The 12185-nt window shown below is 70.2% G+C and carries 10 protein-coding genes; 3 read left to right on the forward strand and 7 right to left on the reverse strand.

Annotated elements, in window-relative coordinates; translation table 11 throughout:
* Positions 1-123: 123 nt before the first annotated feature.
* On the reverse strand, positions 124-318 hold the full coding sequence (gene rpmF, locus FHW73_RS05055; RefSeq protein ID WP_183425630.1) for a 50S ribosomal protein L32: 195 nt from the start codon (positions 316-318) through the stop codon (positions 124-126).
* A gap of 22 nt (positions 319-340) precedes the next feature.
* The gene (locus FHW73_RS05060; RefSeq protein ID WP_183425631.1) at positions 341-859 is read right to left on the reverse strand and encodes a YceD family protein; all 519 of its coding nucleotides are present in this window, start codon (positions 857-859) and stop codon (positions 341-343) included.
* Between the two features lie 255 nt (positions 860-1114).
* Between FHW73_RS05060 and FHW73_RS05065 the strand changes: the two genes are divergently transcribed.
* Positions 1115-1693 (forward strand): nucleoside triphosphate pyrophosphatase, encoded by a 579-nt coding sequence (locus tag FHW73_RS05065; protein ID WP_183425632.1) that lies wholly within the window; start codon positions 1115-1117, stop codon positions 1691-1693.
* A gap of 179 nt (positions 1694-1872) precedes the next feature.
* Here FHW73_RS05065 and FHW73_RS05070 read toward each other — a convergent pair whose 3' ends face one another.
* From FHW73_RS05070 to FHW73_RS05085, 4 genes are all read right to left on the reverse strand, one after another.
* Positions 1873-3207 (reverse strand): DUF763 domain-containing protein, encoded by a 1335-nt coding sequence (locus FHW73_RS05070; protein WP_183425633.1) that lies wholly within the window; start codon positions 3205-3207, stop codon positions 1873-1875.
* 58 nt (positions 3208-3265) lie between these two features.
* Complete coding sequence (locus FHW73_RS05075) at positions 3266-5056, reverse strand: DUF885 family protein (protein ID WP_183425973.1); 1791 nt, start codon at positions 5054-5056, stop codon at positions 3266-3268.
* A gap of 29 nt (positions 5057-5085) precedes the next feature.
* On the reverse strand, positions 5086-7344 hold the full coding sequence (locus tag FHW73_RS05080) for a S9 family peptidase (RefSeq protein WP_255492762.1): 2259 nt from the start codon (positions 7342-7344) through the stop codon (positions 5086-5088).
* A gap of 210 nt (positions 7345-7554) precedes the next feature.
* Positions 7555-10077, reverse strand: a complete 2523-nt coding sequence (locus FHW73_RS05085) for an excinuclease ABC subunit UvrA (RefSeq protein WP_183425635.1) — start codon at positions 10075-10077, stop codon at positions 7555-7557.
* Positions 10078-10184: 107 nt separating this feature from the next.
* On the opposite strand from FHW73_RS05085, the gene FHW73_RS05090 reads away from it, so the two are divergent.
* Positions 10185-10520: a DUF1778 domain-containing protein gene (locus FHW73_RS05090; protein WP_255492669.1), complete on the forward strand. Its 336-nt coding sequence runs from the start codon at positions 10185-10187 to the stop codon at positions 10518-10520.
* Complete coding sequence (locus tag FHW73_RS05095) at positions 10517-11008, forward strand: GNAT family N-acetyltransferase (RefSeq protein WP_183425636.1); 492 nt, start codon at positions 10517-10519, stop codon at positions 11006-11008. Before FHW73_RS05090 ends, FHW73_RS05095 begins: the two co-directional genes overlap by 4 nt.
* 22 nt (positions 11009-11030) lie before the next feature.
* Here FHW73_RS05095 and FHW73_RS05100 read toward each other — a convergent pair whose 3' ends face one another.
* Positions 11031-12167, reverse strand: a complete 1137-nt coding sequence (locus tag FHW73_RS05100; protein ID WP_183425637.1) for an acyl-CoA desaturase — start codon at positions 12165-12167, stop codon at positions 11031-11033.
* Positions 12168-12185 lie beyond the last annotated feature (18 nt).

Consider the following 12185-nt stretch of genomic DNA (forward strand, 5'->3'; position numbering starts at 1 on the left):
GCGAACTCGCGAAAGCGACCGGCGCTATGCCGCAACGCGGCGCGTCGCCTGGAAAGCGTGATACCAAAAAGCGCGATACACGCCGAAGGGTCCGCCGTGATGCGACGGACCCGGGGGAAGACTTCAGTCTTCCTCGACGATCCGCGTCTTGGGCTGGATCACCTGCTTGCCGCGATAGTAGCCATCGGCCGTGACGTGGTGGCGGATATGGGTCTCGCCGGTCGTCGGGTCGGTCGACAGCAGCTTGGCGCTCAGCTTGTCGTGCGCGCGGCGCTGGCCACGGCGGGACGGGGTCACTCGGGATTTCTGCACAGCCATGGGAATTGCTCCAGCAACAGGTTCAGTTGTTTCGTTCTTTCTTCAGATCCGCCAATGCCGCGAACGGATTGACGCGTGTTTCTTCTTCGGTCGACACCGGCCAATCGCGCTCGACCGTTTCCGACCCCGGGGCCGCCGGAATCAGCGGCACCGCGAGAATCAGCTCGTCCTCGACCAGCGTGGCCGGCGACAACATGCCGTCCTCGGGGACCAGCAGCGCTTCGTAGTCCGGCAGCAGCCCGGCCTCGTCCGCCTCGTCGCGGATCAGGCCCAACCGCTGCACCGTGCCGACCGGCAACACGAACCGCTGCAGACTGCGCTGACACATCAGCGGCAGCATCGCGTCGATCCGCAGTTCCGCATACGGAATCTGCAGCGCGTCGCGACCGAACTCGATCGAGCAGACGACATCGTCGGCCTCGGTATCGGCCAGGACGTCGCGAAGACGCGACATCGACGACAACGGAACCTTGGCTTCCAGACGGCTTCCGGCCGCGACCAGACGCCAAGCATCGACCAACTCGGGCATTTGCGCGGACATAAGCCGCTGAATGTTAAAGACGTGCCGAGAGCCTGTCAAATACGCCATCGCCCCGGAATCGTCTTCGACCGCCCGGCGATGCTGCCGTTATCGTTCGACAGTGGCCGATCGCACCGCAGGCGCCGGCCGATGGGTCGGTATTGTAGCGGCGCGGGCGGCCACACTGCGATCGCCGACCCATTCAGGCGAGGATGACGGCGCACGCCGCGCCTCTCTGCCCCACCCGCCCTGATCCCCTGCTGCACAGGACCCACGATGCCCGCGCCCCTGATCCTCGGTTCCACCTCCCCCTACCGCCGCGACCTGCTCGCCCGCCTGCGCCTGCCCTTCGAATGCCGGCGCCCCGAGGTGTCCGAGACGCCGGCACCGGGCGAGGACGCGCAGGCGCTGGCGACACGCCTGGCGCTGGCCAAGGCGGTCGACGTGGCGACCCATGCACCGGACGCCTGGGTCATCGGCTCCGACCAGGTCGCCGCGCTCGATGGCGCGCCGCTGGGCAAACCCGGCGACCGTAACGGCGCCATCGTCCAGTTGTCGGCGATGGCCGGCCGCACCGTGGTGTTCCACACCGCCGTCGCCCTGGTCCGCAATGGCGAACCGGCACGCCAGGCCCTCGACCGCACGCAAGTGCGCTTCCGCGCCCTCGACCGGGCGACGATCGAGCGCTACGTCGACGCCGAGCAACCCTTCGACTGCGCCGGCAGCTTCAAATGCGAAGGTCTGGGCATCGCCCTGTTCGAGGCGATCACCAGCGACGACCCGACCGCACTGGTCGGCCTGCCGCTGATCGAGACCGCCCGCCTGCTGCGCGAGGCGGGCTACGCGGTGCCTTGAGAATCCTGCCCGAAGCCTGCCCCCACCCGGCGCACGGTGCGCGCCGACCTCCCCCGCGATGCGGGGGAGGTGACCGCATCGCGAAGCGCCCCGTCCGCTGGGCAACGCCCCCTCCCCGCGTGCGGGCATTGCGCCCTTTATAAGTGGTGGGCTGGGGCGGGCAGACGCCTCGCGGTACCTCAACCCGCGCGCGACATCTCCGCATCTCCCGCCGGCGGCTCCCAGCCGAACACGCTGCGTCCGCCGTAGGCGTGCGAGGCGGCGCGCTCCTGGGCCAGGAAGGCCGCCAGCGACGGGCCGCTCGCGGTCGCCTCCAGCGCGCGCGATTGCGCATCGAGCCGACGGATCGCCGCCAGCCGGTCGTCGTTGCCGAGCTTGGCGCGCGTCACTGCGGTGCGCATGACCTCGATCGTGTGGTCCAGCACATTCGTCGGCACCGGATACGGATGCCGGTCCTTGCCCCCGTGTGCCAGCGAGAACCGCGCCGGATCGCTGAACCGGCACGGCGTGCCGTGCACGACCTCGGCGACCAGCGCGAGTGCGCGCACCGTGCGCGCCCCGACACCTGGCACCTCCAGCAGTTCGGTGAAGTCGCGCGGGCCGCACTCGGCCGCCGCGGCCAGGGCGCCATGCAGCCGCCGCAGCACGACATCGCCACTGCGCACGTCGTGATGATCGGGCAGGCTCAGGTGCGGCTGCAGCGGAGCCGCGTCGCCACCGGCGGCCGCAAACAGATCGCCGGTCGTGCCCGGCGTCGACTGCGTCGATGTCGCAGCCCGAACACGTGCCGGCGCCGCGCCCGGCGCCCGTTCGAGCTGCCCGAACTCCCGCACCAGTTGCGCAGGTGCCATCTCCTGCAGCAGCGCGACCTGCGATGCACGCGATGCCGCCGCGCGCCGGTCGGCGAGATTGACGATCCGCCCCTGCCCCGGCCCGTCGATCGCGGCATGTGGCGCGTCGACGAAGCTCTCCAGGCCCTCGGACAGCCAGTGATAACGGCGCGCCTGTCCCCGCCCGCCGTGCATCCCCTGCTGGATCACGACCCACTGGCCGTCATCGGCAACGATGAAGCCGTGCAGATAGAGATCGAAGCCGTCCTGCACCGCCGCGCTGTCGACCTTGGCGACCAGCCGGCTGGTGCGCGCCAGCGCCGCACCGTCGAGCCCGGTGCGCGCGCCGACCGCCAGCAGTTCGTCGGGCGTCGCCCGCGAGTGCCGCCCGCGCCCCCCGCAGACATGCAAACCGAGCTCGCCCGACAACGGCGCCAACCCGCGCTTGAGCGCGCCGACCACGCTGGTGGTGATGCCCGACGAATGCCAGTCCATGCCCATCACCGCGCCGAAGGCCTGGAACCAGAACGGGTGCGCCAGCCGGCGCAGCAGCTCGGCGCGCCCGTACTCGAGCACGATGGCCTCGCACAGCACCGCCCCCAGCCGGGTCATGCGCTGGCCCAGCCACGCGGGCACGCGCCCGCCATGCAGGGGAAGATCGGCGCTGCCGGTTCGTCGGGACATGCGCACAGCCTGCCGCGGCGACGTCTCAAACCGTGAGACCGCGCGCCTGCGCCGTCGGTCAGCCTTGCGCGGCCGGCTTCGCCTTCTCTTCCGCGATGAAGCGGCGCACCTCCGTCTCGAGCACCGGCAGCGGCACCGAGCCCAGATTCAGGATCGTGTCGTGGAACGGCCGCTGGTCGAAGGCGGGCCCGAGTTCGCGCTCGGCCTCAGCGCGCAGGTCGAGGATGGTCTTGTAGCCGATGTAGTACGACAGCGCCTGGCCCGGCCAGGAGATGTAGCGGTCGACCTCGGTCACGACATCGTGCTTGGCGAGCGCGGTGTGGCTGGCGAGGTAATCGATCGCCTGCTCGCGCGTCCAACCGTATTCGTGCAGGCCGGTGTCGATCACCAGTCGCGCCGCGCGCCACATCTCGAACGTGAGCCGCCCGAACTCCTCGTACGGCGTCTCGTACAGGCCCATGCGCGTGCCCAGCCACTCGGTGTACAGCCCCCAGCCCTCGCCGTAGCCGGAGAAGTAGGTCTGCTGACGGAAATGCGGACGTGCCGGCGCCTCGAGCGCGAGCGCGGCCTGAAAGCTGTGGCCCGGCGCGCACTCGTGCAGCACCAGCGCCGGCAGGTTGTACAGCGGCCGCGACGGCAGGTCGTAGGTATTGAAGAAGCACGCCTCCAGCCCGCCGCGACCGGAGGTGTAGATGGGCGCGATGTCGTCGGCCACCGGCAGGATCGTGAAGCGATAGCGCGGCAGCGTGCCGACGACGTACTGCAACTGGCCGTCGATCTTCTTGGCGATCAGCGACGCCTCGGCCAGCAGCCCGCGCGGCGTGGTCGCGTAGAACTGCGGATCGGTGCGCAGGAACTCGATGAACTGCGCCAAGGTGCCGGTGAAGCCGGCGCGCTGCTTGACCTGCTCCATCTCGGCGGTGATCCGCGCGACCTCGGCCAGGCCCAGGTCGTGGATCTGCCGCGGGTCCATGTCGCGGGTCACGTACTCGCGGATCTGCGCGCGATAGAACGCGCGGCCGTCGGGGAGATCGCTGGCGGCGAGCGTGGTGCGCGTGCGCGGCAGGTACTCGCCGCGGATGAAGCCCAGCAGCTTGGAGTACGCCGGGATCGCGCGTTCCAGCACCACGCGCCGGCCCTCGTCGCGCAGTTGCGTGCGCACCGGCTCCGGGATGCTGGCAGGAATGCGCTCGAAGGTCGCCAGCAGCGGATTGCCCTCGCCTGTCTGCAGATAGGGGTCGAGCGTGTTGTCGCGGCCGTCCAGGGTCGCCCGCGGCACGCTCCAGCCCCGTGCCAGGCCGCGCTCCATGTTCGCGATCTGCTCGTCGAAGTACCGCGGCACGTCCGCCAGCCGGCCGATGAACCGGCGCCAGTCGGCCTCGGTCTGGAACGGCTGGCGCGGATTGATGCCACCCCAGAAGAAGCTGTCGCTGTTGAACGGCGCCTCGTAGGTGCGCCACTGCGCATTGGCGACGTTGGCTTGAAGCGTGGCGCGGAACACCGCGGCATTGATGCGCTCCTCGCTGCCGAGCGCCTCGGCGTCGATGGCATCGAGCGCGGCCAGCGTCCGGGTCCAGTAGTCGGCGCGGCGCGCCCAGGCCTCGGGGGTCACCGACGGCAGCCGGTCGCCGGATTGCCAGCGCCCGTCGACTTTCACGCGCACGAACTCCTGCTGTCGCCACGCCCACTCCTGCGTGTAGAGCGCGCGCAAGGCGGTTTCTGCGGCATTGGCGGGCGCGGCCAGCGGAGCGGCGGGTGCGTCCTGCGCCCATGCCGGCACGGCGGCGCCGACCGCAAGCGAGAGCGACAGGGCGAGGACGGACAGCGTCGTGCGACGGCGCGGCGGCATGGACATCGGGCAACTCCTGGACAACGGATTCATGGGGCGGCGGCCGCAACGCGGTTCCAGCGCGGCGGTGCGGCGCCGAGCAGGTGGCGGACGAAGAACTCGGCCTGGCGGCGGTGCGCGTAGTCGATCGGCCCGCTGGACCGGCCGACGGTATGGCCGCCGCCAGGAATCGCGAGCAGTTCGAAATCCTTGCCGGCGCGGATCAGCGCGTCGGCGACCTGCATCGTCGAGGCCGGGTCGACGTTGTCGTCCTGCTCGCCGAGGATCAGCAGCAGCTCGCCCTGCAGGCGGTGCGCATTGTCCACGCCCGAAGCACGTGCGTAGTGGTCACCCTCGCCCTCGGGCAGGCCCATCCACTGCTCGTTCCAGCTGATCTTGTCCATGCGGTTGTCGTAGCAGCCGTTCCAGGCCACACCGACCTTGTAGAAGTCAGGATGGAACAACAGCGCGCCGAGTGTGCTCTGGCCGCCGGCCGAGGCGCCGTAGATGCCCACGCGCGAGATGTCGTAGGCCGGGTCGACCGCGGCCAGCGCACGATGCCAGGCGATGCGGTCGGGGAAGCCCGAGTCGCCGAGGTTGCGCCAGGCCACATCGTGGAAGGCCTTGCCGCGGTGCGCCGTGCCCATGCCGTCGATCTGCACGACGATGAAGCCCAGATCCGCCAGCGCCTGCATGCCGATCACCTTGTCGCCGCCACTGTGATAGCCGAACGGCCAGAACGTCTTGGGCACGAACGCATCATGCGGGCCCGCGTAGATGTTCTCGATCACCGGGTAGCGCCGCGCCGGATCGTAGTCGCGCGGCCGCACGACCAGCCCCCAGATGTCGGTGACACCGTCGCGGCCCTTGGCGACGAATGGCTCGGGCGGCCGCCAGCCGGCCGCGCGCAGCGCTGTGATGTCGCCGCGCGCGATCTCCGCGACCAGGCGGCCGTCGGCGCGGCGCAGTTCCATCACTGGCGGCAGATCCACCCGCGAGTACACGTCGACGTAGTACGCGCCATCGGGCGACAGTGCGATGTCGTGGTCGGCATCCGCGTCGGTCAAGCGCACCGGGTCGCCGCCGTCGAGACTGACGCGGAACAGTTGGCGGAAATACGGATCGCGCCCGGCGTCCATGCCGCTGGCGGTGAACCAGACCTGGCGCGTGGCCTCGTCGACGCGCAGCACGTCACGCACGACCCAGTCGCCGCGCGTAAGTTGCCGGCGGATCGCACCACTGCGGCCGTCGAACAGGTACAGGTGACGCCAGCCGTCGCGCTCCGATACCCAGACGATCTCATCGCCCAGTCCACCGAGGTCATGCCGAAACCCGCGCCAGGTATCCACGAAGGTCGCACTGGGCTCGGCGATCGCGATCCGCGCCTTCGCCTCACCCTCGCCGGTCGGCATGTCGACCGCGATCACATCCACGCGCTGGTGGCCGCGATGCACCACCTCGAACGCGAAGCTGCCACTGTCGCGGCGCCACTGGATCGGCGAGAGCCGGTAGGGGTTGGCGAACGTCGAGGCGTCGATCTCCAACTGCCGGCCCTGCGCGACGTCGAACAGCACCGGCCGCTCGATATCGACCCAGTCGCCGGGCTTGGGATAGAGCTGGGTGTGCACGCGCGGCTGGCGCTGGTCGCGCGGCGCGCTCTCCACGCGTACGACCTCGCGGCGATCGCCCGGCACCACCCGGTAGACCGCCAGCCAGCGCGAGTCGGGCGACCAGGCCAACGTCTGCGGATCGTCGAATGCCGTCGTACTGCCGCCGCTGCCACGCAGCACCACCTGGCCATCGGCCACCCGGCGCACGACGACATTGTCGCCTTCGACCTGCGCCTCGTAGCGCCCGTCGGGCGAGGGCCGCGGCGTCGTGTCGGCGGCCACCGTGAGGTCGCGCACCACGCCAAACGCACGCGGCCGGCCCGGGCGCGCCGGCTTGCGCGCGCAATGCGCGGGCTGCAGCGTGCAGCCCCAGCGCACCTCGCCGACCTGGAACGCGATCGCACGACCGCCGGCCTCGTAGTCGAAGGTCTCGAACGGCAGCTGCAACGGATCGTGGCGCGTGCCATCGGCGCGGCCCAACGCGGCCGCGATCGCGCCATGGTCGAACGCGCGGCGCGACCCGCCGCCAGCGAGGTCGTAGCGCAGGAAGGCGAAGCCCCCCTCGACCGTCGCGCGATAGTGGAAGCGCCCATCGTCGGTCCAGCGCGCCGGCCAGGTCACATTGCGCGTCAATCCGCTCCACTGCGCGCGCAATGCCAGCGAGCGTGCGTAGTCGTCGGCACTCGGTCCAGCGGCCATCGCGATCGCCGGGATCGCGAGCAGCGCCACCAGTCCCCACGCGGCCAGCCGCCTCGCGCTACCCTTGTCCGGTCGTGCCATCGTCCCCGTCGCCGCAGCGGCCCCGTCGGCCAATCGGTTCGTATGCCACATCTCGCGCGGCGACGACAACCGCCATTCGCCACGTAGGGCCACGACTGCGCTGCGATTCCTGCCGCGCCGGCGTCGGGTCTAGGGCATCGCCTCGCGCAAGAATGGCGCAGTCCGGCTGCTGCGGTGCTTCGCGACAGCCTCCGGTGTCCCCGCCACGACCACGTGGCCGCCCGCCGCGCCCGCCCCCGGCCCCATATCGACGACCCAGTCGCTGGCAGCCGCCACGCGCATGTCGTGCTCGACGACGATCACCGTGTTGCCCGCGTCGACCAGCCCGTGCAGCTGCGTCATCAAGGTGTCGACGTCGCTCGGATGTAGGCCGGTCGTCGGCTCGTCGAGCACGTAGACGGTGCCGCGCCGCTGCGCGCGTTGCAGCTCGCTGGCCAGCTTGATCCGCTGGGCCTCGCCGCCCGACAGTTCGGTCGCCGGCTGGCCCAGCCGCAGATAGCCCAGGCCGACTTCGAGCAGCACCTGCAGCGGTCGCGCGATCGCGGCATCGTCCTCGAAGAACACTGCCGCCTCGGCGACGGTCATGCCCAGCACGTCGGCGATGGTCTTGCCGCGCAGCGTGATCGCCAATGTCTTCGCATCGAAGCGGCTGCCGTGGCAGGTCGGGCACGGCGCATAGACGCTGGGCATGAACAACAATTCCACACTGACGAAGCCCTCGCCTTCACAGGTCGCGCAGCGCCCCTTGGCGACATTGAACGAGAAATGCCCGGCATCGAAGCGGCGACGACGCGCGGCCGGGGTGTCGGCGAAGCGCTTGCGCACATGGTCGAACAGGCCGGTGTAGGTGGCCAGATTCGAGCGCGGCGTCCGCCCGATCGGCTTCTGGTCCACCCGCACCAGCCGGCGCACCGCGTCGAGTCCGCCGACGATGCGGCCCTCCACCGGGGCCTCGACGCCGCGTTCGAGTGGATCAAGCGGCACCTCGTCGGCATCGCCGGCCTGGCCCAGGTGCGCGCCGAGCAGTTCGACCAGCGCCTGGCTCACCAGCGACGACTTGCCCGACCCGCTGACGCCGGTGACGGTCGCGAACACGCCCAGCGGCAGGTCGACATCGAGCCCGCACACGTTGTTGCGCACGATGCCGCGCAACTGCAGCCAGCCGGTCGGCGCGCGCAGGCGACTGGCCTCGGGGGCGTGCCCGGCGAACAGATAACGCCGCGTCGCCGAGGCCTCGACGTCCGCCAGGCCTGCCGGCGGTCCGCTGTAGAGCACCCGACCGCCCTGCTCGCCCGCGGCCGGCCCCACGTCGACGATCCAGTCGGCATGCCGGATCACATCAATCTCGTGCTCGACCACGAACAGCGAATTGCCGGCGCTCTTGAGCTGGTCGAGCGCGCGCAGCAACGCTTGCGCATCTGCCGGGTGCAGGCCGGCCGAGGGCTCATCCATCACGTAGACCACGCCGAACAGCTGCGAGCGGATCTGCGTGCCCAGGCGCAGTCGCTGCAATTCGCCCGGCGACAGCGTCGGCGTGCTGCGCGCGAGCGTCAGATAGCCCAGCCCCAGGTCCTGCAGCACCGCGATGCGCGCCAGCAGATCCTGCGCGATGCGCTGCGCGGCCAGCGCCTGCTCCGGGTGCGCGCGGGCATGGGTCTTTCCGTCCGCGGCCGGGGCCAGCAGGCCGGCGAGCTCGTCGAGCGGACGCTGCGAGAACGCGGCGATGTCGAGCCCGGCGAAGGTCACCGACAGCGCTTCGCGACGCAGTCGCTTGCCATGGCACTCCGGGCAGTCGGCGCCGATCAGGTACTGCGCCGCGCGCTTCTTCTGCTGCGGGCTCTGGGTGTTGGCAAAGGTGTGCAGCACATGCCGCCGTGCGCTGGTGAACGTGCCCATATAGCTGGGCTCCATCTTCTTCTTCACCGCGCGCTGCACCTCGTCCAGGCCGAAGCCCGCATACACCGGCACCACCGGCTGCTCGTCGGTGAACAGAATCCAGTCGCGGGTCTTCTTCGGCAGCTTCGACCACGGGACGTCGACGTCGATGCCGAGCGTGGTCAGGATGTCGCGCTGGTTCTGGCCGTGCCAGGCACCGGGCCATGCCGCGACCGCGCGCTCGCGGATCGTCAGGCTGCGATCGGGCACCATCGACGCCTCGGTCGCGTCGTAGATCCGGCCCAGCCCGTGACAGGTCGGGCAGGCGCCGGCCGGCGTATTGGGCGAGAACCCGTCGGCGTAGATGATCGATTGCCCCGGTGGGTAGTCGCCGGCGCGCGAGTACAGCATGCGCAGCGAGTTGGAGATCGTCGTCAGGCTGCCCACCGATGAGCGCGCGGTGGGCGTGCCACGCGCCTGCTGCAGCGCCACCGCCGGCGGCAGGCCCTCGATCGCATCGACCTGCGGCACGCCCGCCTGGTCGATCAACCGGCGCGCATAGGGCGAAATCGAATCGAGATAACGGCGCTGCGCCTCGGCGAACAGCGTGCCGAAGGCCAGCGACGACTTGCCCGAGCCCGATACGCCGGTGAACACCACCAGCGCATCGCGCGGGATGTCGACATCGACGTCCTTGAGGTTGTGCTCGCGCGCGCCACGCACCCGCACGCAGTGCGCGGGACCGGGCGGTGTCGACGGCGACGGTGGCTTGGGCATGGGGCAGCCTGAAAGCGGAAACGGCCGGCATTATCGGCCCGCCGCCGTGTCGGCGGCGTCGGCCGTCGCTCCGGCTTGCGTAACGACACCGTCATTACACCTGTGCGATGATTGCCTCATTCACCGCCCGGCCCAACGTCATGCCCACCACCGGTCGCCCGCCCGTCAAGCGCGAGACCCTGAATCTGCGGATCCGGACTGAGGACCGGGCGCTGATCGATCGCGCCGCCAAGTCTCGGGGCAAGAACCGCACCGACTTCGTGCTGGCGGCCGCCCGTGCGGCCGCCGAGGAAGCACTGCTCGACCAGGCAACCTTCCATGTCGACAGCAAGGCCTACGCCGCCTTCCTGGCCCGGTTGGACCAGCCGCCCGAGCCGAATGCCCGGTTGCGTACGACCATGCAGACCCCGGCGCCCTGGGACACCGCCACGCACAAGCGATGACGCTCGCTGCTCCCGAGACGTTGACCGCCCAGCACGATGTCGACGCGTTCGACTCGGGCGAAGACGGTCTGGACCGGTGGCTGCGACGACGCGCACTCGCCAACCAGACCAGCGGCGCGTCACGCACCTTTGTCGCATGCGCCGACAGACGCGTCATGGCGTACTACGCACTGGCATCGAGCGCAGTCACCGTCGCCTCGGCGCCGGGCCGTTTCCGACGCAACATGCCCGAGCCGATCCCAGTGGTCGTACTCGGCCGCTTGGCCGTGGACCGGTCGCTGCAGGGGCGCGGCATCGGACGCGCGCTCGTCCGCGATGCCGCGCTGCGCGTCCTGCAGGCGGCCGACACCATCGGCATCCGCGGCCTGCTGGTGCATGCGCTCTCGCAGGACGCCGCCCGCTTCTACCTGCAGGTGGGATTCGAGCCGTCCCCGCTCGACCCAATGCTGCTGATGGCGACCCTGACCGACCTGCGCGCGAGCCTTTGACCGCGCGGTGCGTGCCGGTGCGTCAGGCCTGCTGCGGCGCGCCGACCAGCGGCGCGGCGGCGCGGCGCGGCCGGCTCGGGAACGCGTGCCGCACGATCCGCCAGGTCACCTGGCCGAACTGCCGCAGCAGCGAACCGGTGTTGTAGGGCTGGCCGTAGCGCGCACAGATCTCGCGCACCTCGACCGCCATCGCGCCATAACGATGCGCCGGCACGTCGGGATAGAAGTGATGCTCGATCTGGTGGCTCAGGTTGCCGGTCAGCAGGTGCATCAACCGGCCGCCACCGATGTTCGACGAGCCGCGCAGCTGGCGCAGGTACCAGTGGCCGCGGGTCTCCTGGCGCAGGCAGTCCTTCGGGAACACCTCGGCATCAGCGGTGAAATGGCCGCAGAAGATCACCACGAACGTCCAGATGTTGCGCAGGCCGTTGGCGACCAGGTTGCCCAGCAGCACCGGCAGGAAGAACGGGCCGGCCAGTGCCGGGAACAGCACGTAGTCCTTGAGCAGTTGCCGGCCCATCTTGCGGCCGACCGGCGCGAAATCGCGCGCGAGCTTGCCCTTGGGCATCTTGCCGGCGAACCAGCGGCCGACCTTCAGCTCCTGGATCGCCACGCCCCACTGGAAGTACAGCGCGAATACCGGCGCGATCAGCGGCTGCAGCAGGTAGAACGGCTTCCAGCGCTGCTCGGGGAAGATCCGCAGCAGGCCGTAACCGATGTCGTCGTCCATGCCGCGCACATTGGTGTAGGTGTGGTGGCGGTAATTGTGCGAATGCCGCCAGTTGTCGGCGGTGGCCACGATGTCCCACTCGTAGCGCTGGCCCTCGAGCTGCGGATCGCCCATGAAGTCGTACTGGCCGTGCATCACGTTGTGCCCGACCTCCATGTTCTCCAGGATCTTGGCCAGCGCCAGCAGCAGCACGCCCGCCGGCCACGCCGCCCACAGGACCCACGGCACGAACGCACCGGCGATCGCACCGAGCATCAACAGCGCGCGCCCGGCCAGGCCCGTCCAGCGCACCGCGGCGACGACCCGACGGATGTAGTCGGCATCGACCTTGCCCACCTGCGCCATCGTGCGCGTGTGCAGCGCGTCGAGTTCGGCGCCGAAGGCTTCGAGTTCCTGCGCGCCCAGGCGGCGGGCGGTGGTCTTGGACATGAGGGAGCTCCGCAATTT

The sequence above is a fragment of the Luteimonas sp. RC10 genome, assembly GCF_014192745.1.
GTDB lineage: Bacteria > Pseudomonadota > Gammaproteobacteria > Xanthomonadales > Xanthomonadaceae > Luteimonas.

Bases quoted from the DNA above. Each gene is read 5' to 3' on its own strand.
- rpmF (WP_183425630.1), bottom strand. From the start codon at position 318: ATGGCTGTGCAGAAATCCCGAGTGACCCCGTCCCGCCGTGGCCAGCGC.
- FHW73_RS05060 (WP_183425631.1), bottom strand. From the start codon at position 859: ATGTCCGCGCAAATGCCCGAGTTGGTCGATGCTTGGCGTCTGGTCGCG.
- FHW73_RS05065 (WP_183425632.1), top strand. From the start codon at position 1,115: ATGCCCGCGCCCCTGATCCTCGGTTCCACCTCCCCCTACCGCCGCGAC.
- FHW73_RS05070 (WP_183425633.1), bottom strand. From the start codon at position 3,207: ATGTCCCGACGAACCGGCAGCGCCGATCTTCCCCTGCATGGCGGGCGC.
- FHW73_RS05075 (WP_183425973.1), bottom strand. From the start codon at position 5,056: ATGCCGCCGCGCCGTCGCACGACGCTGTCCGTCCTCGCCCTGTCGCTC.
- FHW73_RS05080 (WP_255492762.1), bottom strand. From the start codon at position 7,344: ATGGCCGCTGGACCGAGTGCCGACGACTACGCACGCTCGCTGGCATTG.
- FHW73_RS05085 (WP_183425635.1), bottom strand. From the start codon at position 10,077: ATGCCCAAGCCACCGTCGCCGTCGACACCGCCCGGTCCCGCGCACTGC.
- FHW73_RS05090 (WP_255492669.1), top strand. From the start codon at position 10,185: ATGATTGCCTCATTCACCGCCCGGCCCAACGTCATGCCCACCACCGGT.
- FHW73_RS05095 (WP_183425636.1), top strand. From the start codon at position 10,517: ATGACGCTCGCTGCTCCCGAGACGTTGACCGCCCAGCACGATGTCGAC.
- FHW73_RS05100 (WP_183425637.1), bottom strand. From the start codon at position 12,167: ATGTCCAAGACCACCGCCCGCCGCCTGGGCGCGCAGGAACTCGAAGCC.